This window comes from Clostridium kluyveri DSM 555, assembly GCF_000016505.1.
Taxonomy (GTDB): Bacteria; Bacillota; Clostridia; order Clostridiales; family Clostridiaceae; genus Clostridium_B; species Clostridium_B kluyveri.
This window is the reverse complement of the sequence record NC_009706.1, coordinates 3,452,677-3,473,918: the sequence shown is the minus strand read 5'-3', so window position 1 is coordinate 3,473,918 and position 21,242 is coordinate 3,452,677. Positions and strand designations below refer to the sequence as shown.

The 21,242-nt window shown below is 32.1% G+C and carries 22 protein-coding genes, 1 tRNA gene and 1 other annotated feature; of the genes, 19 read left to right on the top strand and 4 right to left on the bottom strand.

What is annotated here, in order from left to right; genetic code table 11:
• Window positions 1-305: 305 nt before the first annotated feature.
• The 3 genes from CKL_RS16660 (at window position 306) to CKL_RS16650 (ending at window position 3,047) form a co-directional block, all read left to right on the top strand.
• A complete protein-coding gene (locus CKL_RS16660; RefSeq protein ID WP_012103755.1) occupies window positions 306-1,214 on the top strand; it encodes a DMT family transporter in 909 nt (302 codons plus the stop codon).
• A gap of 315 nt (window positions 1,215-1,529) precedes the next feature.
• The gene (locus tag CKL_RS16655; protein ID WP_012103754.1) at window positions 1,530-2,192 is read left to right on the top strand and encodes a TMEM165/GDT1 family protein; all 663 of its coding nucleotides are present in this window, start codon (window positions 1,530-1,532) and stop codon (window positions 2,190-2,192) included.
• Between the two features lie 117 nt (window positions 2,193-2,309).
• Window positions 2,310-3,047 carry a YczE/YyaS/YitT family protein gene (locus CKL_RS16650; RefSeq protein WP_012620935.1) on the top strand — a complete coding sequence of 246 codons (738 nt, stop codon included), beginning with the start codon at window positions 2,310-2,312 and terminating at the stop codon, window positions 3,045-3,047.
• 145 nt (window positions 3,048-3,192) lie between these two features.
• On the opposite strand, the gene CKL_RS16645 is transcribed toward CKL_RS16650, so the two are convergent.
• A complete protein-coding gene (locus CKL_RS16645) occupies window positions 3,193-3,627 on the bottom strand; it encodes a hypothetical protein (protein ID WP_012103752.1) in 435 nt (144 codons plus the stop codon).
• 336 nt (window positions 3,628-3,963) lie between these two features.
• On the opposite strand from CKL_RS16645, the gene CKL_RS16640 reads away from it, so the two are divergent.
• The 5 genes from CKL_RS16640 to CKL_RS16620 all read left to right on the top strand — a co-directional run bounded on the left by CKL_RS16640 (window position 3,964) and on the right by CKL_RS16620 (window position 7,448).
• Window positions 3,964-4,410 carry a EutP/PduV family microcompartment system protein gene (locus tag CKL_RS16640; protein WP_012103751.1) on the top strand — a complete coding sequence of 149 codons (447 nt, stop codon included), beginning with the start codon at window positions 3,964-3,966 and terminating at the stop codon, window positions 4,408-4,410.
• 190 nt (window positions 4,411-4,600) lie between these two features.
• Window positions 4,601-5,587, top strand: coding sequence for a type I phosphomannose isomerase catalytic subunit (locus tag CKL_RS16635; protein ID WP_012103750.1), 987 nt, complete (start codon window positions 4,601-4,603; stop codon window positions 5,585-5,587).
• A gap of 103 nt (window positions 5,588-5,690) precedes the next feature.
• Window positions 5,691-6,239: an NADH peroxidase gene (locus tag CKL_RS16630; protein WP_012103749.1), complete on the top strand. Its 549-nt coding sequence runs from the start codon at window positions 5,691-5,693 to the stop codon at window positions 6,237-6,239.
• Window positions 6,240-6,589: 350 nt separating this feature from the next.
• Window positions 6,590-6,967, top strand: coding sequence for a BMC domain-containing protein (locus tag CKL_RS16625; RefSeq protein WP_012103748.1), 378 nt, complete (start codon window positions 6,590-6,592; stop codon window positions 6,965-6,967).
• Window positions 6,968-6,977: 10 nt separating this feature from the next.
• Complete coding sequence (locus tag CKL_RS16620) at window positions 6,978-7,448, top strand: EutP/PduV family microcompartment system protein (protein ID WP_012103747.1); 471 nt, start codon at window positions 6,978-6,980, stop codon at window positions 7,446-7,448.
• 289 nt (window positions 7,449-7,737) lie between these two features.
• Here the strand turns inward: CKL_RS16620 and CKL_RS16615 are convergent, their stop codons facing one another.
• A complete protein-coding gene (locus CKL_RS16615; RefSeq protein WP_012103746.1) occupies window positions 7,738-9,102 on the bottom strand; it encodes an Ig-like domain-containing protein in 1,365 nt (454 codons plus the stop codon).
• Between the two features lie 209 nt (window positions 9,103-9,311).
• Between CKL_RS16615 and CKL_RS16610 the strand changes: the two genes are divergently transcribed.
• The 5 genes from CKL_RS16610 (at window position 9,312) to nth (ending at window position 13,810) form a co-directional block, all read left to right on the top strand.
• Window positions 9,312-10,139, top strand: coding sequence for a YihY/virulence factor BrkB family protein (locus CKL_RS16610; RefSeq protein WP_012103745.1), 828 nt, complete (start codon window positions 9,312-9,314; stop codon window positions 10,137-10,139).
• A 234-nt stretch (window positions 10,140-10,373) separates the two neighbouring features.
• Window positions 10,374-10,608: a binding site (T-box leader), on the top strand.
• Between the two features lie 94 nt (window positions 10,609-10,702).
• Window positions 10,703-11,614 carry a cysteine synthase A gene (cysK, locus tag CKL_RS16605; protein ID WP_012103744.1) on the top strand — a complete coding sequence of 304 codons (912 nt, stop codon included), beginning with the start codon at window positions 10,703-10,705 and terminating at the stop codon, window positions 11,612-11,614.
• A 55-nt stretch (window positions 11,615-11,669) separates the two neighbouring features.
• Window positions 11,670-12,263, top strand: coding sequence for a serine O-acetyltransferase EpsC (gene epsC, locus CKL_RS16600; protein WP_012620934.1), 594 nt, complete (start codon window positions 11,670-11,672; stop codon window positions 12,261-12,263).
• A gap of 171 nt (window positions 12,264-12,434) precedes the next feature.
• Window positions 12,435-13,154 carry a lysophospholipid acyltransferase family protein gene (locus CKL_RS16595; RefSeq protein WP_012103742.1) on the top strand — a complete coding sequence of 240 codons (720 nt, stop codon included), beginning with the start codon at window positions 12,435-12,437 and terminating at the stop codon, window positions 13,152-13,154.
• Window positions 13,151-13,810 (top strand): endonuclease III, encoded by a 660-nt coding sequence (gene nth, locus CKL_RS16590; protein ID WP_012103741.1) that lies wholly within the window; start codon window positions 13,151-13,153, stop codon window positions 13,808-13,810. The genes CKL_RS16595 and nth overlap by 4 nt, the downstream gene beginning before the upstream one ends.
• Before the next feature lie 47 nt (window positions 13,811-13,857).
• On the opposite strand, the gene CKL_RS16585 is transcribed toward nth, so the two are convergent.
• Complete coding sequence (locus CKL_RS16585; RefSeq protein ID WP_012103740.1) at window positions 13,858-15,090, bottom strand: competence/damage-inducible protein A; 1,233 nt, start codon at window positions 15,088-15,090, stop codon at window positions 13,858-13,860.
• 181 nt (window positions 15,091-15,271) lie between these two features.
• Here CKL_RS16585 and CKL_RS16580 point away from each other — a divergent pair, with 181 nt between their 5' ends.
• The 6 genes from CKL_RS16580 (at window position 15,272) to CKL_RS16555 (ending at window position 20,504) form a co-directional block, all read left to right on the top strand.
• Window positions 15,272-16,429: a VanW family protein gene (locus CKL_RS16580; protein ID WP_012103739.1), complete on the top strand. Its 1,158-nt coding sequence runs from the start codon at window positions 15,272-15,274 to the stop codon at window positions 16,427-16,429.
• Window positions 16,430-16,536: 107 nt separating this feature from the next.
• A tRNA-Leu gene (locus CKL_RS16575) sits at window positions 16,537-16,623 on the top strand.
• Between the two features lie 77 nt (window positions 16,624-16,700).
• Window positions 16,701-16,895 carry a hypothetical protein gene (locus tag CKL_RS16570; protein WP_041700861.1) on the top strand — a complete coding sequence of 65 codons (195 nt, stop codon included), beginning with the start codon at window positions 16,701-16,703 and terminating at the stop codon, window positions 16,893-16,895.
• A gap of 213 nt (window positions 16,896-17,108) precedes the next feature.
• Window positions 17,109-18,065 carry a hypothetical protein gene (locus CKL_RS16565; protein ID WP_012103738.1) on the top strand — a complete coding sequence of 319 codons (957 nt, stop codon included), beginning with the start codon at window positions 17,109-17,111 and terminating at the stop codon, window positions 18,063-18,065.
• Entirely contained in the window at window positions 18,052-18,627 is a 576-nt protein-coding gene (locus CKL_RS16560; protein WP_081428002.1) for an IS3 family transposase, read from the top strand. The genes CKL_RS16565 and CKL_RS16560 overlap by 14 nt, the downstream gene beginning before the upstream one ends.
• A gap of 512 nt (window positions 18,628-19,139) precedes the next feature.
• On the top strand, window positions 19,140-20,504 hold the full coding sequence (locus CKL_RS16555) for an APC family permease (RefSeq protein WP_012103736.1): 1,365 nt from the start codon (window positions 19,140-19,142) through the stop codon (window positions 20,502-20,504).
• Window positions 20,505-20,593: 89 nt separating this feature from the next.
• Here the strand turns inward: CKL_RS16555 and CKL_RS16550 are convergent, their stop codons facing one another.
• Entirely contained in the window at window positions 20,594-21,169 is a 576-nt protein-coding gene (locus CKL_RS16550) for a phosphatase PAP2 family protein (RefSeq protein WP_012103735.1), read from the bottom strand.
• Between the last annotated feature and the right edge of the window lie 73 nt (window positions 21,170-21,242).

Genomic DNA, 21,242 nt, shown 5'->3' with positions numbered 1-21,242 from the left:
CAATTGCACTTATGTATAAAATATAAATTATATATGTGGAAAAACTAACCTGTGAATCAAAAACCAAAACTTGGTAATTATAGGTATAATCTTATTAGTAGCATAAATGGGCTACAGTTGAAGGGGAATTTTATATAAATAACCACCATGTGTGATTTAATTATGATATAATACCAATGGGATATGCGTGGCTGCTGCTTTTTTCTGAAAAAGAAGCCAATTTAGTTGTTTTTTATCCAGGATTATCCAATAATATAAGATTGGATATAAAGGATAATTGTTATAAAGAAAGTAGGTAAGGATATATGCTTGTTGAGGGTGCAGTAAAGGTTCAATCGCGAACAAAAGGAATAGTACTTGTAATATTTGCAGCTGTGCTGTGGGGAGTATCGGGTACCGTTGCCCAGTATCTATTCCAAAAAAAATTTACTCCAGAATGGCTTGTGGTAATTAGATTATTATTATCAGGAGTAATTTTATTATGCTATGCTTTTTTCAAATTAAAGAAAGATATATGGGACATATGGAAATATAGACATCACAGATTCAACCTTATCTTATTTAGTATCATAGGTATGCTAGGAGTACAATATACATATTTTGCTGCTATTAAATATTCAAATGCTGCTACAGCAACTATACTTCAGTACTTATCAATGGTTATAATTACTTGTTATCTAGCTGTATTTTTAAAAAAGATTCCAGGTTTGAGACAAGCAGTGGCTATTATTTTAGCTATAGTAGGTACTTTTTTTATAATTACCCATGGAAATGTTCATGCCTTGTCTATTTCTAAACTGGGGTTATTTTGGGGTCTTAGTTCTGCTTTCGCATTAGCTTTTTATACATTACAACCTTGTTCTCTTTTGAGTAAATGGGATTCTGTTGTTGTAGTTGGATGGGGTATGCTTATTGGAGGACTAACATTTAGTTTATTTTATCACCCCTGGGATTTTACAGGACAATGGTCTGGAGCTTCCATATCTGGAGTTATTTTTGTGGTGATATTTGGAACGTTAATTCCTTTTTGGTGTTATATGGAAAGCACAAATCATATAAAACCTTCAGAGACAAATGTGTTGGCCTGTGTTGAACCTTTATCCTCAGTGTTTTTATCTGTGTTGTGGCTCCATATAAGCTTTGGAATAATGGAATGGATAGGAGCAATATGTATTATAACAACAGTGGTTATTTTATCTGGTGAAAAAACATAGGAAAAATTCCTTAAAAATCAATATCTAAAATATATTTTACTAAGTTTAAAAACTATGATAAAATCATTAAAGAAAATATTATAAATTCAGATGTTAAAGGGGAGTAACTACCCTATGGTGGAGATAAAGTCAACATACTGACCTTTATTTTTGGTCTGGCTTTATCATGGCTGATATCAGTCAAGTGAGACTTTTAACACAATGTTACTTATGTATTTAAAATTTTTCAGCATAAATGATTTATGTTGAAAAATTTTAAATATAATAAATTTCATTGTGCTAAAAGTCTCTTTTATATTTTAGGAGGTAGATTTAATGGATACATTTATACAAGCACTGTTACTTGTGGTTATTGCAGAAATGGGAGATAAAACTCAGTTGCTTGCTATGGCCATGGCAAGTAAGTACAAAATAAAGGAGGTGTTATCAGGAGTACTTATAGCTACTATTTTTAACCATGGACTAGCAGTGGCAGTAGGAAGTTATTTGAGTTCTCTCATATCTATGAAAATAGTAAATATAGCAGCTGCAATATCTTTTTTGATTTTTGGCCTCTGGACTTTAAGGGGAGATAAGATTGATGGAGAAAATAGTAATAGGAGCAGATTTGGACCGATTGTTACAGTTATTATAGCTTTCTTTTTAGCAGAAATGGGAGATAAAACTCAACTTATGACAATAACCATATCTGCAAAAGGAAATGAGCCTATATTAACATTTATAGGGACAACACTGGGAATGATTATTGCAGATGGTATAGGGATTATAGGTGGAGCCTGGATATATAAGCATATTCCAGATAAATATATAAAGTGGGCAGCAGGAGGTATATTCATATTTTTTGGAACTTTTTCTATTTATAATACCAGTTCTTCATGGATGCTTCATCCAATATATATTATAATGTACATAATAGTACTTAGTATATTTATATATTTATTAGGTGTGAAATTTTCATATAGCAATAAAAGTTCGTAATCAATAAAATATTTAGTGTACAAGTTATATATTTAATAATGAATTTATTGAAATTATTAAATTAAGATGTTAACATAAAATGCAGCATATATTAATATATTAGTAGGAGAACTTAAAATGAATAATACTAGGGAAAACAAAAAATACATAATGATTCAGCTCATAAAAAAAATGCCTTCTTTATTCTTTGGGCTGATTCTATATTCTATAGGAATATTATTGACTTTGCACTGTAATTTAGGAATGGGTCCCTGGGATGTATTACATGTAGGTATAGTAAAACATAGTATCTTTACATTAGGGCAGGTATCACAGTTAGTAGGAATTTTAATATTGGCGATATGCTACTTTATGGGTGTACCTTTGGGATTGGCCAGTGTATTTAATATGATATTTATAGGATTTTTTATTGATATAATTGAAAAATTTAATATTATAAAGACAGCAGATGCATTGATAGCACGAATACTTATGCTGGGTATAGGTGTCTTGGTAATAGGGTGGGCAACATATTTTTACTTAAAAGTCAATCTAGGTGCAGGCCCCAGAGACAGTTTAATGGAGGGCCTAGTGAAAAAAACAGATAAGCCTGTATGGATGATAAGAACGTTTATAGAAGGAAGTGTATTGATTGTAGGGTATTTTTTAGGAGGACCTGTTGGCATAGGAACTCTTATAATTGCATTAACCTTGGGATTTTCTATACAATTGGCATTTAAAATAGGAAGATATAGTTCTGAAAGTGTAAAACACGTAAGTTTGATGGATTTGTACAGAGATTTTTGCCCGAAAAAGGAGTGTTTATCGGAAGAAAATAGTAAAACTTATTTAAAATCAAGGGATTCAGAGGTTTAGATGGAGTTTTTACTTTTCTCCATTTGAACCGTAGAAGGACTTATCCAGGGGCATAGCATTGTTAATACTGGGGTATTTGGGTATTAGCAGCGGCAGACTTCGTATAAGCAGGGAAATTAACAGGGACTGAAGCGTCCCTGAATGATTATTGACATATAAAACCTTCTATTTGTCTTATGCTCATACCAAAATAGGTCCATCTATTTCTGTACCACCTATAACCAGAAATACTGTTTCTGTCTACATGGGTAATCCATGCCCAAAATGGGTTACCTCTTTTTGGCCATATGTGAGTATATTTAAATAAGCATGGTCTTAAGGATGACTTTGTTGTACTGGCATTTTTTTTCGAAGGAGTATGAGCTGGAGGAGGTCCTGGTGGAAGTCTGTGAGGACTTTGCTGCCTAGGCATATTAGGCATATACATAGGTGGGTGAAATGCATAAAACTGAAGATAAGGGCAATAAAATTGATTTACGGGATCTAACATTTGGGGTATGTCATCATAAGTAGTATCTTCATAGTTAACTTCATCGTACATGGGGTCGTCTTCAAATCTCAAGTAGTCATAATCGTACATATATACAACTCCTATTTTTTACTGTTAATTAAATTATATGTATTTATGAAGTATATAGTTACAAGTTATGTAAAATAAGCTTTGAGTAAATAATGATTTTCCCATCTGAGCTTTAGAAAAACTTATCTAAGTGAGCAGCAGTTATTATGTTCCGCTTTGGAATAGAGGAGAGTTAAATTACAGCCTTTGGATAAACTTGAAACGTTAGTATTGACAAATATTTATTTCAAGCATAAAATTGAAAATGGGGTAGTTTAGATAAGATGACTTATTAAAGAGGATATTGAATAAGATATTTGGAATATTTTACTAAATATAGCCAATAGGGGAGTTATCATGAAAATTGTAATGGTAATAGGGAAAACAGGCTCGGGAAAAACCACTTTATGTAAGGCTATAAGTGGACAGGATGTAAGTATTGAAGAAATGAGCTATAGAAGTACTCAAACTACAGATATTATAAATGGTACATTTATAGATACACCGGGACAATATATAGAAAACAAGTGGTATGGATCACTTACAATTATTTCAGCGGATTGTGATATTATGGCTATTTGTCAGGATTGTACAAGTATGGAAAGTGTATTTCCTCCAAGCTTTGCCGGCATATTTGCTAAACCTGTTATAGGTATAATAACTAAGATGGATCTTTGTGAGGATATGGATAGTGTTAAAATGGTAGAAGAAATGTTAAGCATGGCAGGAGCAGAGACTATATTTAAAGTTAGTAGTTTAAGCAAAGTTGGTTTTGAAGAAATAAAAAAATATATTAAAAATTAATTGGGGTATTTTGAAATTATTGTTTTAAGAAAATTTCATTATAAGAGATCTCCTGGCAAGTTAACTGTCAGAAGGTTTTTTTATTTTTTGGTATATGATATTATCTAATTTTATATTATGTAATAATAATGTTTTAGCTTTTATAAGTATATAACATAATCATTAAATCTTAAATATAAGGAGATGAATTATGTTATATCCAATTAAGTTCGAAAACTTATATTACAGTAAAATTTGGGGAGGAAGAGATCTGGAACTCTTTAGAAGTAATCTGCCGGAGGGAAAAATAGGGGAAAGCTGGGATATAGCATGTCACAAAAATGGTATGGGAATAGTAGCAAATGGAAAGTTAAAGGGTGCTAGGTTTGATGAGCTTATTTTAAAGGGAGGAGAGAGGTTTTTAGGAAGAAAAATTAAATTGGATAGATTTCCACTTCTAGTAAAACTCATTAATGCCAGAGATAAACTTTCTATACAAGTTCATCCTGATAATATATACGCCAATAATGTGGAAAAGGATTGGGGAAAATCGGAAGTCTGGTATGTAATGGAGGCAGCTGAAGGAGCCAGCTTGATACTAGGTACTAAAAATATAACAAATGGAGATGAACTTAAAGGTGCCATTACACGGGGAATTCTAGAAAAACATTTAAATAAGGTGCTTGTAAATAGAGGAGATGTATATTTTATAAAAAGTGGACTTGTTCATGCTATAGGGGCAGGAGTAATTGTAGCAGAAATTCAGCAAAATAGTGATATAACCTATAGAATTTATGATTATGGAAGAGAAAGGGAGCTCCATATCGAAAAAGCTCTACATGTAATAGACTTTAACTTAAAAGGAGAAAAAAGCATGGGGGTTACGCTGAAAAGAAAAGGCTGTGAAAAAACTTATTTATGTCTTTGTAGGGAATTTTCCTTAGAATTATATAATATTCATACAGAGGTGGCAGAGGAAAGTGATGAGGAGAGATTTTATATATTTACATGTGTTCGGGGTTATGGAAACTTAATATATAAAGGAGGAGTGCTTCCTGTATTTACAGGAGACAGTGTGCTTGTTCCCGCGTTTTTGGGGAGATATATATTAAGAGGAGATATGGATATATTAAAAAGCTATGTACCTGATTGCAACAAAGTAGAAAAAGAAATATTAAAAGAAATAAAAAAATTTTAAAAACCTCTTGCAATATAATAATATATATTATATAATAATAATTGTTAAGAGAAACTTATAAAAATAATTATATAATATAAATATATATAGGGAGGAATTTATAATGAAAAAATTTGTTTGTACAGTATGTGGTTATGTTCATGAGGGGGATACACCTCCAGCAAAATGTCCTGTTTGTGGTGCACCAGCAGAAAAGTTCATGGAAAAGAAAGAAGCTGGAGCAATCAGTTGGGCAGATGAGCATGTAATAGGTGTTGCAAAAGATGTGGATCCAAAAGTAGTAGAAGAATTAAGAGCTAACTTTACAGGAGAATGTTCAGAGGTTGGAATGTATTTAGCTATGAGCCGTCAGGCAGATAGAGAAGGATATCCAGAAGTTGCAGAAGCATATAAGAGAATAGCTTTTGAAGAAGCAGAACATGCTGCTAAATTTGCTGAATTACTAGGAGAAGTTGTAGTGGCAGATACAAAGAAAAATTTACAGATGAGAGTAGATGCAGAAGAAGGAGCCTGTAAGGGGAAAAAGGATTTAGCAACTCTTGCTAAACAATTAAACTATGATGCAATTCATGATACAGTGCATGAAATGTGTAAAGATGAAGCAAGACACGGAAGTGCATTCCAGGGATTGTTAAATAGATATTTTAAATAGTCATTAACAAATTATTGATAAATACTAAAGTAACATAACAAAGTTACTCCTCTTAAAAATATGGTAAAAGAACTTGGGTATCCAGGTTCTTTCACTATGTGGCATGGAATATGTATTTTCCCTTATATATAGTATATTTTTCTAAATACTATTATAAGGATATTGATATATAAAATTTTATAGGTAAATTAAAATATATAGAAATTTTATGAAACCTAATTTTGTTTATAGAGCTATAAATTTTCACCTATTTATCCTGGTATAACTTCCTCTCCGTAGTTGACAAATACGCATTAGTGGCGTATTATTAACTTAACTAATATCGAAAAAGTCGAAAAGGAGATTGTGACATGGATTTACAAAATATACTGGCACAAGAAGGTAAAGTGAGAATTATTCAGGAAACTGTTCCAGGTAAGCAAATCACAATTGCACACATAATTGCCAGTCCTGATGATATTATATATAAAAAACTAGGATTAAATCCTACCATTGATTATGGCAAGGCAGCTATTGGAATTGTATGTATGAGCCCCAGCGAAACTGCAATCATTACAGGAGACATTGCTTCTAAAGCAGCTAACATAGACATTGGCTTTGTAGATAGATTCAGTGGAACGCTTATTATAACAGGAGGAGTTGCAGAAGTTGAGTCTGCTATGAAAGCAGTTGCAAATTATTGCAGGGACAAGCTTTTTTTTACAGTATGTGAAATAACAAGAACGTAGGTGAGATTGTATGAGGAAAATAATATTATTTGGTAGAAGTGGATGTGGAAAAACTACTTTGACTCAGGCATTAAGAGGACAGGATATAGTTTATCATAAGACTCAGTATATCAATCACTATGATGCAGTTATTGATACTCCAGGGGAATATGCAGAAAATAGGTCCCTGGGAAGTGCACTTGCTATATATTCCTATGAGGCAGATGTAGTAGGGCTTTTACTTAGTGCCATAGAACCTTATTCTATATTTCCACCTAATATTGCACCTTGTGTAAACAGAGAGGTTGTAGGTATAGTAACACAGATAGACAGGTCTGATGCTAATGCTAACCAAGCTGAATATTGGTTGAAGCTTGCAGGCTGTAAAACAATTTTCCGAGTAAGTTCCTATACTAGAGAGGGAATAGGCAAGGTTTTAAATCACCTTAGAGAAGATGGAGATAATGTGTGTTGGGATGATAATGGTACATTGAGTAACTGATAGTGGATGCTGTGTGATGGTAGTTAAAGTGCCGAATTTATGCTTTAATGACAACGTCTACAGCTTAAATCACAATTGTTTTATTCATGGACGTAGTGCAATTATCTCTTTTGAAAAAGTTTTAGTGTCATTTGATTTTATATTGAAATAATAGGTTTTTAATGATTGATTACAAGCCCATGTGTTTTAAAAGACATATGGGCTAATTTATTTTGTAAAGAACAAAAACCGCTGACAAATGTAACTGTCAGCAGTATGAAAATCCAATTATTTAAGTTCTTCTTATGTTTTAAACCGTGTACATAAAATACCATGTAGCGTCTTTAGTTGGTGTAGCAATACTTACATTTCTTATGTGGTAGTCATTATATCCATAATCATAACCCTGATTATCACAGACATAAGCGTAGTCATAACTACCTTCACTAACCCATCCCATAAATGTATAGGCATGAGTTGGACCACTTCCATAGGAAGTTGTAAAACATATATCTCCAGGCAGAAGTATGGAGAAATCTGTAGAACTATTCCATCCTCTGCTCTCCAGTTGGGATGTGAGTGTAACAGTATTTGCCACGTAATTTGGAAGATCAGTTAATCCTGCCCTGCGGAGTCCTTCACTAGCAAAATATACACAGTTATTACTGGTGATTCCGCTGTGAAGTTCAATAGCTCTGTTTAAAACAGATTGTCTATTATCATAGTTCATAAAATAATTATAGAGGTTTGTCCCAATTGTAGATTGGGTTCTATATTCATTTGAAATAGATTCTACAGGCTCAAAGGGCTTTATGGTTAAATTTAGAGTTACTGATTTGTCATAGCCCTCTACTGTACCTGTGTAAGTATAATTGCCGGGAATACTTGTCCTATCTACAGATTTATCCCAGCATACACCTACGGAAGTAGTTGAATTATTTGATAGTTTAGCTTCTACTTCTGTTGGAAGGCTATAGCAAGCTTCCTGATCTATAGTTACATTTATGTCATCAATAGATGCTATGGCAGGGGATGTTTTGAATTCTACTGTAGTTGGATTTTTAAGTTTTTTATTATACATGGATACTATATCTTTTCCCACAGTCAGTATATATTCTGATTCGGCATCATAGGTATTTTGGGGAGTTACAATAACGGATGTGCCATTATCTTCTAGGGATAAAGTTATAGGAACTTCTGTATTATTTTTATCAACTAATTTTATGTTCTTTTCTAAAGAGTTCAGATCCACTGGCTGATTAAACATTATCTTCCATTTTTTGGTTAAAGACACATCGTATTTAACCAATGTATTATACTGTACATCTTCGTTTTCATTATCTAATGTAGTAGTTTTTTTGGCAATACTTTCGCTATATGTATCACTGGTTGATGAATCTTCATCATAATATGTGTCGGTTTTGGATTTAGTATCCTGGGTTGAATTCTCTTTATTTAAATCAATATTATTTTGATTCTGAGTATCTACAGCGCTATTTTCCGATAAATCATCCAAATTTTTATCTTGTTCCAAAGTGGTTTCATTAGGAATACTGTAAGTAATTGAGGAAGGGTCGTTTTCGTTATCTGATGCAAGTACAATTTTATGACAAAAACCCTGAGTAATTACATAAACTATACACAATATTACAAAACTTTTGATAAATTTTTTCACTTTTACCCTCCTTTCTTTATAAAAATATCTCCATAGTTAAGTTTAATTGTTTTAAAAAGCATATTCAATACATTTATTTATAATTTAACATACTAAAATAAAAAATTATAATAATATAATGATAATATAATATAATATAAATATAATTTTAAAATATCAAATCTTAAATTTGAACCAAGTAAATCTGATAAATTGGTGGAGGTGTATATGTGAAAAAAAATTCATTATCATTTAATGGACTAAGGGCCTTTATCTTTAGATTTATAGAGGATGATGTATTGGCACTAGCCTCCCAATTGGCTTATAGCTTAATATTTTCTTTTTTCCCCTTTTTAATATTTATTATAAGTATCATAGGGTATAGTGATATAAGCAGTAGTAATATACTCAGTAGTCTAAGTTATATATTGCCTGAAAATATATTACAGTTGATAAAAACTACCATAATAAGAATAACTGATACGAGAGATATAAAATTATTATTTAGTAGTTTAGCTCTTACCATATGGTCTTCATCAGGAGGATTTCATTCAGTGATAAAGGGGCTTAATAAGGCCTATAATAAAAAAGAAAGCCGATCTGTACTAAAAATTTATGCCATATCCATGGTATGTACGCTGGGAATAACGGTTATAATAATAATTACTATATTGCTGCTGGTATTTGGGCAAATTATAGGTAGTTTCCTAGCATTTAATTTAGGATTTTCTAAAGAATTTAATTTTATGTGGAATATATTCAGGTATTTAATGATTCTTTTTTCAACTATATTTATTTTTTCAGCAGTATATCGTTATACTCCTAATGTAAAGCTTAGATGGAGGGAAGTAATGCCTGGAGCGTTTTTTTCTACTGTTGGTATTGTAATAGCATCTATGGGTTTTGCATTTTATGTAAATAATTTTGCTAGTTATTCTATAATATATGGAAGTATAGGGGCAGCTATAATGCTTATGACATGGCTTTTTATACTATCTGTCATAACTATTTTGGGAGGAGAAATCAATTCTGTATTATTCATACATAAAAGCAAGTGATTCAAAGGTTCAGGTGGAATTTGTTTATGGCAAATGTACTATCCCATACTTTGGATAAGATATGAGTATTAGCTAATCCCAGTGCTTGGATAAAATGGCTTGATTTTATCCATAGGTTTGAAACAGGATATATTATGAAATATATTTTTAAATTTTACAATAAAATATAAAAAAACGTTGACAAAAACTTAGGTAGTTGTATAATATAAATATATAAATTATAGTAAAATAGTCAGAAATACTTTGAAAAAGAAAAGTAGTTTAAATAAAGTTTCACAGAGAGGAAGCTGTAGGCTGAAAGGCTTCTAAATGGAATTTAAATGAAGTGCTCTTTGGAGTTATTGGCCGAACTGATAGTAGGTTGTATCGGGTTCACCCGTTATAGTGATAGAACATAGTGTTGTGTTTGATGAGTGAGGTCAAAAGATCTAAAAAGAGTGGAACCACGGAGTAGTACTTCGTCTCTATAAAGTAAAGTATAGAGAGGGAGTTTTTTTTACGTTGAAATTTAAAATATTTTACTAGAATATGAAATTATTAAGAATTATTAGGAGGAATAAGAAATGATATTTAATAATGCCATAGATATGATAGGAGCTACACCTTTATTTAAATTAGATAATTTTAAAAATAAAGATTCAGCTGAAATATACGTTAAGCTTGAAAAATATAATCCAGGTGGAAGTATTAAAGATAGAGCTGCCCTTGGAATGATTGAAAAAGCAGAAAAAGATGGCCTTATAGAAAAAGGAGGAACCATAGTTGAGCCTACCAGTGGTAATACAGGGATAGCCCTTGCCATGATAGGAAAATTGAAAGGCTATAAAGTTATAATCGTTATGCCTGAGACCATGAGTGTAGAGAGAAGAAATATGATAAAGGCCTATGGAGCAGAATTGGTTTTAACAGATGGTACTAAAGGTATGAAGGGTGCTATAGAAAAAGCTTATGAAATTGCTAAAAATAAAAGAGGATATTATATACCACAGCAGTTTATAAATAAAGCAAATCCTAAAAAACATTATGAAACCACTGCAGAAGAAATATTAGAGGATTTACAGCATGTAGATGCATTTGTAGCAGGGGTTGGCACAGCTGGAACACTTGCAGGGGTAGGAGAAAATTTAAAGGGACGCGATAAAAATGTAAAAATTATTGCAGTAGAGCCAGCATCTTCACCAGTTTTATCGGGAGGTCAAACTGGAGCACATAAAATACAAGGCATAGGTGCAGGATTTGTACCGGATATATATATACCAGAGTTGGTAGATAAAATAATTACCATAACAGATGAGACAGCCTTTAAATATGCTAGGCTTATGGGAAAAGAAGAAGGAATATTAGTTGGAATATCTTCAGGCGCAAATATAGCTGCAGCAATACAAGTGGCTGAAGAGCTTGGAAAGGGTAAAAAAGTGGTAACAGTAGCACCAGACGGAGGAGAAAAATATTTGTCTATGGGACTATATGATTAGCTTACAACAGGGTAAAAAAGGATTTAATCTAAAAAACTTAAGAGGGGAGATAGTGATGAAGAATCCATTTAAATTATTGGCTTACGATATTAAAAATGCCATGAAAAATGATCCCGCTGCTAGAAATCCATTGGAAGTATTTTTACTGTATCCTTTTATACACGCATTGATATGGTATAGAATAGCTCACTTTTTTTACAAGAAGAAATGTTTTTTTATTGCACGTTTTATATCACAGGCGGCTAGAGCTTTAACTGGTATAGAAATACATCCGGGAGCCCAAATAGGTAAAGGATTATTTATAGATCATGGAATGGGAGTTGTAATAGGTGAAACTGCGGAAGTAGGGGATAATGTGACTCTATATCATGGGGTGACGTTGGGAGGAACTGGTAAGGATACAGGTAAAAGGCATCCTACTGTTGGAAACAATGTATTTATAGGCAGTGGAGCTAAATTGCTTGGGCCAATAGTTGTGGGAGATAATGTGAAAATAGGTGCGAATGCAGTTGTATTGAAAGATGTACCTTCAAATTCTACAGCAGTAGGAGTACCAACAAGAACTATATATAAGCCCATCGCCCAGGTTATAGAAATAAAAGACTATGCAGGTAAAAGAAGAAAGATATATAATGAAATGGTTATATAATTTTTAATTATAATTCCATAGATACAGAAAAGACAATGGCATTATTGTCTTTTCTTAATTTTTAAAAATTATTATAATGATAGACTTTTCCAGCTTTTAAAATTATAATCTATTATAGCAGCATTTAATTTTAAAACATAAGGTAATGTGAAAGGAAAGGTGACTTTATATATGATTTCTCCATGGGTAGCTAAATTGATAGGATATCTTCCTAAAAAATATGTAAGTTATATTTCAAACAAAATATTATTTGGTTATTTAGAAAAATATGCAGATATAAAGGTAAAAGGTATTGAGAATTTAAACAAGGTGGAAAAACCTGCAATATTTATTTGTAATCATCTCAGTAATTCAGATGCACTTGTATTAAGTAGTGTACTTAAATCGGAAAATTTAACTTTTGTAGCAGGAGCAAAACTTAACCAAAATCCTTTGACTCAATTGGGGATGAGTATGACCAAAACTATAACCATAAAACCTAACAGTGCAGATAAGGAGGCTATATCTAAAATTGTAAAGACTTTAAAAGCAGGAGAAAGCATACTTATATTTCCAGAAGGGACGAGAAGCAGAACAGGAGCTATGGGAAGGGCTAGAAAGGGTGTGGTTTTAATACAAAAATTGACTAAAGCTTCAATTGTACCTATTGGCATTTACGGTACTGAAAAGCTTTTACCTATAAGCGGCAAAGATATGGCATTAGAAGATTTTCATAATGCACAGGTTTATGTAAATATAGGATCACAAGTGGATATTCCCATTAGGGAAAAAGGCGAAAATAAACATGATTATGAGGATAGGACGGCAGATTTTTTTATGTTTAAAATATCTGAATTACTGCCTGAAAAATATAGAGGAGTTTATAGTTTGGATGAAGGTGATAAAATTTGAATAGAGAAAATATAGATAATATACTAAAAACATTAAGTGAGACATATCCCCAGGCAAAATGTGCATTGAATTTTGGCTCTCCCTATGAACTTTTGGTATCAACCATATTATCAGCTCAATGTACAGATGTTAGGGTAAATAAGGTTACACGTGAACTTTATAAGGAATATAACACTCCTGAAAAGATGCTTTCTCTAACTGAGGAAGAATTGGGAGAAAAAATAAAAAGTTGTGGTTTTTTTAGAAGTAAGAGCAAACATATATTAGAAGCCAGCAGAGTAATTTTGGAGAGTCACAAAGGTGAAGTTCCAAAAACCATGGAAGAGCTGACTAAATTATCAGGAGTGGGAAGAAAAACTGCAAATGTAGTTTTATCAAATGCCTTTGGCATACCGGCCATTGCTGTGGATACCCATGTTTTTAGAGTATCTAACAGGCTTGGTATTGCAATAGGTAATACACCAGACAAGGTGGAAAAAGAACTTATGAAAAATATACCTGAATCCATGTGGAGTGATACCCACCACTACCTGATATGGCATGGACGGCTTATATGTAAGTCTAGAAAGCCAGACTGTGAAAACTGTCCTTTAGTACCCTGGTGCCAATATTTTAATTATCCTGAGAAATATGAAAAGGTATCTAAAAATAAATAATCGGGTTTCTATTATTTATTTTCAGATGCCTAAAATCTGAAATATATCTATAGTATTTGTCGTCTTATCCAGTCAAGAGCATTCATGGTAGCTCTTTTTCTTATCATGTCTCTTGTTCCCGCATGGCGGAGTTCTTTTACCTTGATTTCACCTCTGTTGTAAAGACCCAGGTACACAAGACCTATAGGCTTTTCGGGGGTTCCACCATCAGGGCCTGCAATTCCTGTAGTAGATATGCCTATGTCCGTATTGGAAGTTTCAGCTATGCCGATAGCCATTTCTTTTGCAACTTCAGGGCTTACAGCACCATATTTGTCTAGGGTATCTTTTTTTACCCCAAGTCTCTTAATTTTAGCCTCATTACTATAAGCTACCACTCCTTCCTTAAATGCTTTGGATATACCAGGATAGTTTATAAGTTTTGAGGCAATTAATCCACCGGTACAGGATTCTGCACAAGACAGTGTATATCCCTTATCTATAAGTAGTCTGCCTAGCACTTCTTCCATTTTTACATCATCTTCTCCATATACGTTGACTCCAAGAATTTTCCTAAGTTCAATTTCTACAGGTTCTATGAGACTTAAAGCTTCCTTTTCCTCTGCTGCCCTTGCAGTAATTCTAAGTATTATGTCCTCTTCTTTAGCGTAGGGGGCTACAGTAGGATTTGTGCTGTTTTCTATAAAAGGTGATACTCTTTCTGCCATGGCACTTTCTCCAAGTCCATATATTCTAAGTGTTTTGGATTTTATTATACCATTACTATATTTTTTGAGAAGTGGTATTACGTAGTTTTTAAACATGGGTTTTGTTTCTCTTGGGGGACCTGGGAGAACTATTAAAATCTTACCTTTATCTTCAATAGCACATCCCGGAGCTGTGCCGTAAGGATTGGGAAATATTGTAGAACCTTTTGGAAAATAAGCCTGCTTTATATTATTTCCGTCTGAATAGGACTTTCCCATTCTATTAAAGTGTTCTTTTAGTTCCTTCAAAGACTTTTTGTCTAGTACAAGTTCTCTGTTAAAAAATTTAGCACCGGTTTCTTTAGTTAAATCGTCCTGGGTAGGGCCAAGTCCTCCTGTGGTAATTATAATGTCAGATCTTTCAAATCCAAGCTTCAGTTCATCTAAAAGCCTTTGGGGATTATCGCCTACTACAGATTGATGGTATACTTCTATGCCTAAATTTGCCAGTTCTTTAGAAATGAATTGAGAGTTAGTATTTACTATATCTCCTAATAAGATTTCGGTACCTACACATAATATTTCAGATTTCATGGCTTAACTACCTCCGTATTTTAAGTATTTGAATGATTTTTTATTGAATTATTATGATTTTATAATATCATAAAATTATGTTTATTTTTAGGGAACAATATAATTTAAATAATATTTTTTACATACCCAAAGTTATAACTGTATAGTATAATAATTATGTAGAAATAAAGAGGTGGTCAAAATGAGTAGAAGAGATAAATCGCAGGAATCAAAACGATTATTAAGAAAAAGGTTATCAGTAGCAATTGTATGTGCTTTAGCCGTCTTTATAAGTATAAGTTGTGGATTTATAGTGTATCATTATAATGACATAAAATACTGGGATAATTTAATTTATCCTAAAGTGTCTATAAACAATATAGATCTTTCTGGAAAAACCAAGACAGAAGCTGAAAGTATGGTAAAAGCCGCCTATTCAGATGAAATAAAAAACAAGAAAATTATTGTAACTGCAGGAGATAAGGAGTATGAACTGTCTTATTCAAATCTCAGTCCTAAGTATAATGTGAGCGAAGTGGTAAATCAGGCCTATTCCTACGGAAAGGATAGTAACATATTTAAAAAATATAAAATTCTAAATTCCCCTAAGGCTGTAAATTACACATTAAAATTTACTTATGATGAAAAAACTGTAGAAACATTTATAGATGATATTGAAAAACAGGTTAATTTAGATCCTATAAATGCATCTTTGAAAATGGAAGGATTGGGTTTTACAGTAATATCTGAACAAAGTGGAGTTAAATTAAATAAAAATGCACTAAAAAAAGAGTTAGCTTCTAAAATAGATGGCAGTGTAGGTAAAGATTTAAGTATAAAGGCAGAACTTCAGTCTGTAGAAGCTGCAATAAAGGCAGAAGAATTAAAAGTTGTAGATACATTAATATCCAGTTTTAGTACAAACTATGGGAGTATATCTTCATCTCAGAGGGCAAATAACATAAAGCTTGCTACAGGAAGCATAAATGGATATATAGTAATGCCTGGTGATACCTTTAGTTTTAATGGAGTTGTAGGAGAGAGAACTGCAGCCAAAGGGTATCAAGCAGCTCCTGTTATTATTGGAGATAAGCTGGAGGATGGATTGGGAGGGGGAATATGTCAGGTATCTACCACTCTTTACAATGCAGTGAATAAAGCAGGCCTGCCATCTGTTGAGAGATCTCACCACACTCTTCCGGTACATTATGTGCAAGAAGGTATGGATGCTACTGTAGATTATGGAAATATAGACTATAAATTTAGAAATGATTTTAAATATCCTATATATATAGAGGGATATACATCAGGAGGAAGTGTGGTATTTAATTTATATTCAAATTCTGCTGTAGTCAATTAGATAAAAAGTTTTACGTAGATTGACAAATGGATTTATATATTTTGATAAAAATAAAATTTTATATATTAACTTAATTAGAAAAGTATGATATAATAATCAAGTATTTTGCGGATATGGCGGAATTGGCAGACGCGCTAGATTCAGGTTCTAGTGAGGGTAACTTCATGCAGGTTCAAGTCCTGTTATCCGCACCATAAAACTTTGTGAATTCAACACTTCACGAGGTTTTTATTTTGTATATTTGTAAATTTAAAAGTAAAAAGGTGAAAATATGCGAAATAAAATTGATTTGAAAAATAATTGTGTTGATAAAACTTTTGAAAAAGGTTCTGAGGAATTTATTCTTTATTGTAAAGTAAGAAATCTAAGACCAACTACTTTAAAATATTATAATGATATAGTTAATATTTGGTATAAATTTTGTGATCGTAAAACACCTATTAAAGATATCACTAAAAAACTGTGAATAATTTTGTGATATTTTTACAAACAAGGACAAAAGAGAATGATGTAACTATAAACTCTGTTCTAAGAGGTATAAGAGTGATTCTCTATTACTTCTGGTGATACTACATCTAGTGAAAAAATTAAAGAATTAAATAGTAATTTAGATGAATTAAAAACAACTTTAAGTGAGTTAGAAAAAAATGTAGTTGATACTAAAAATTCAATTTCTGAATTGGCAAATACAATAACGGATAAAATAAAGCAGGTTATTCAAAAGAATAATGAGATATATAAGGAAGAATTAGAAAAGAATAAAAAATTATTTACTGATGCTATAGATGATGAAATTGAAAAATTAGATGAAGCACAAAAGAAATTACAGAATAATGAAACTAATCAGGAGAATATTTCAAACGTTGTTGAATTACAGAAACAATTAAATGCTTTAGATTTAAGGGTTGATGATGAAGCAAAAGCAAAAAAAGCAGAAATACAAAAAGAATTAGATGAAGCAAATAAAAAATTAAGGGAAGGTACTCAAAACCAGAATATAGAAGCTAGAAAAGATGCCCTAAATAAAGCTAAATCTGATTATGAAAAGTTGGTAGAATCTTATAATGAATCTATAGATGCATCCAACACAGATGAAGTAATAAATAAACAAGCTTCACAGGCATTAATAAATGGTTATTTAGTAGATTCTGAAGGAAATAAAATAGATTTAGAGACAGCATTACTTAATTTTGAAGATAGATTTGGTGAAGGTTTAACAGCTATAGGAAATAAAATAAAGACGGAATTAATAGATCAGTTAAAAGAAGTTCAAAATTTATTAAATGAATCTGGAACTTTAGATGCGACCAAGATAACTACGTCTAATGATGTAAAAACTGTATATGGTACTGGAGTGGATTTAGAAAATGCAAAAGCTATATTAGGAACGGATGGATATAAGTATGTAGATACTGATTTGGCACCTAAAAAGGGTGATATTTCTTTAGGTGGAGTTATACCATCTAATCTATTAAATGGAGCAACTAATTTAACTGGAGCAGATAGATATAAAACTGAACAGATGATTCAAATGTATGCTGATTCTACGAATGGTAAATATTCGACAGTTTCAGAATATAATGAAAATACATTAAATGAATATGTAAAACAAAGATCTAACGATAAGGGATTCTGATTTCAGCAGTAAACTTGAAAATATCTTAAACAAACAATTTAATCCCACTGCACCAAATGCAGCATGGTGTACAGATATTACATATCTGTGGACTAATGAGGGCTTTGTATACCTTACAAGCATCATGGATTTATACTCTCGAAAAATTATAGCATGGACTCTTTCAGAAACTTTAAATGTCTCTTGCGTCATTGATACAATTAATAAAGCTAAGAAACATAGAGAACTTGTTAGTCCTGTTATTATACATAGTGACAGGGGCAGTCAGTATGTGTCAAAAGAATATAAAAAGGCTACTTCGAAAATGGTACTTAGTTATTCAAAGAAAGCTTATCCATGGGATAATGCCTGTATTGAATCTTTCCATGCAATTATTAAACGTGAATGGATAAATCGTTTTAGAATTAAGAATTACCGTCATGCTTATATTCTTGTATTTGAGTACATTGGAACATTTTATAATACCATAAGAATTCATAGTCATTGTAATTATATGTCACCAAATGAATTTGAAAAAGCATATGAAAAATTCAAAAGGATCAGTATGTCCACGGCAAGTTAAAATTGGAATTTTCTCATTTTAATTTGTACTTTTTCTTGACATAGTACCAAAAAGAATACAGTTAGAAAAGAATACAGTTAGAAAAGATGTAAAGGTAAGTGACTTGTTAGATAAAAGTTATTTGGATGGTGCTGGAATCAAATGATTTTAGGGTTCAGGTGGAGTTTGTCATACTCTATCTGAACCTTATTTTATTTACCTTTAAGTTTATGTAGGTAAAAATAGTCACAATATGGTTTTTGGTTGTAAACTCAACAAAGAAATGATATACTAATTTTTGTCGAAATAATGTAAAGGTATTCTATTTTTTGTCTGAAATGCTCATTAAGCTAAGGATATTTTGGGGACAAGTATAACAAAGCTAAACTTGAGCTTCAATTTTAATGGATATTTATTCATTGACAGTATGGATATTATCACTTTTAAGGCAGAAGTAGAACCACAAATTCTCCCTTTATAGGTGGTGAATTATTGATAACAATCAAAAGAAAGTTATAAAGGAGGTTGAAAAAATGGAAATGGGATTGAAAAAGAAATATGGGCTATTTACAGCGGTTGCCATGGTGGTAGGTATCGTTATAGGAAGTGGAGTTTTTTTTAAGGCAGAGGCTGTACTTAAAGCTACCGGAGGAAATATGCCCCTTGGAATTGCTGCATGGGGTATTGTAGGTCTAATTATGATTATATGTTCCTATTCTTTTGCTACAATGGCTACAAAATATGAAAAGGTTAACGGTATAGTGGATTATGCTGAAGTGTCCGTAGGTAAAAAATATGGATATTATGTAGGATGGTTTATAGCAGTTATCTATCAGCCCACTATTACATCTGTATTGGCTTGGGTATCTGCACGATATACCTGTGTACTTATTGGATGGGATATCACGGGAGGAGCCTGCATGACTATTGCATGTTTTTATCTTGTTGCCAGTTTTGCAATAAATTCACTTTCTCCTGTTGTTGCGGGAAAATTTCAGGTGGCTACTACGGTTATTAAACTTATACCTCTTTTACTGATGGCGGTGATAGGTACTATAATTGGATTATCAAATGGTATGACCATAAATAATTTTTCTCATACAGTGGATTCCAGTATCAGTGTAGGAGGAGGCTTATTTGCTTCTGTGGTGGCAGTTGCTTTTGCCTACGAAGGATGGATTATTGCCACTTCAATAAATTCGGAGATTAAAGATTCTAAAAAAAATTTGCCAAAGGCACTTATGATAGGAGCCTTTATAGTGGTGGCGGTGTATATCTTCTATTATATAGGACTTGCGGGTGTGGTTACTACAGAAACACTGATGAAAAGTGGTGAAGCAGGTGCAAAACTAGCTTTTCAGAATATTTTTGGTTCAGCAGGGGGAGCTTTAGTTTTTGTATTTGTTATTATATCCTGTCTTGGCACGTTAAATGGGCTTATGCTGGGGTGCAGCAGGGGATTGTATTCACTGGCTATTAGAAACGCAGGTCCAAGGCCTGATATTTTTAAACAGGTGGATTCAATTACTGATATGCCAACTAACTCCTCTGTTTTTGGATTACTCCTCTGTGGATTTTGGCTGCTTTACTTTTATGGAGCAAATCTTACTTCACCCTGGTTTGGAGTATTTTGTTTTGATACATCGGAACTACCTATAATAACTCTTTATGCGGCATACATTCCAATCTTTATTATGCTAATGAAGAAAGAAAGAGATTTAAGTACATTTAAGCGGTTTATAATGCCTACACTTTCTATTATAGGCTGTGTATTTATGGTTGTTGCAGCTTATCTGGCCCATGGCATGTCTGTGGTATATTATCTTATTATTTTTGCAGTTATCATGATTATAGGAAGTGTTTTTTTAGAAAAAAGATCTAAAAATGAATTGGCATAGCAGGATTTAAATTTGGTAGATCAATATATAGGGATTTTAAAATAGCAGGGAGTAAAAATTTGATTTTCAATATTTACCCTCTGCTATCTTTAAAATATACTCTGGCAGATACCTATAATGTCTGCAATATATTCTTTTTTAAAAACAATAAGTACTAATTTAGAGCATAGTATACCAAGTATGGTTCCTGATATAATGTCTGTAGGATAATGAACATATAGATATACTCTTGACAAGGCTATCAAAAGTGCTATTGCAATAAATATAAATTTATACTGCAGAAAATATGCAGACAGGGTATGTGCTGCAGCAAAAGATGATAAAGTGTGTCCTGAAGGAAAAGAATAAGATTTAGGTTTTGTTATGAGCAAGTTTAAATTAGGTCTCCTGTAAAAGGGTCTGTTTCGTTTTACTATATTTTTTATAATCCCTTCTCCTAAGATAGTACTTGCAATTAGAGTTAATAGTACTAAAATCCCAATTTCCCTGTAAGGTCTATTTATTATCAATAAAAGGGCCATTATTATCCAAATTGTACCTAAATTGCCTGCAGTAGTTATCACACGCATTACAGCACCTAAATATTTATTCTGCGTATATTTTTTTATAAGAAATAAAATATAATTATCAAATGTATATATTGCTTTTAATATGTTGAAACCCATAGAAAGATACCCCTTTGTAAAAGTTAATTAAATTCTCATTATTATCCTATCATATATTGGACATTTAAACATT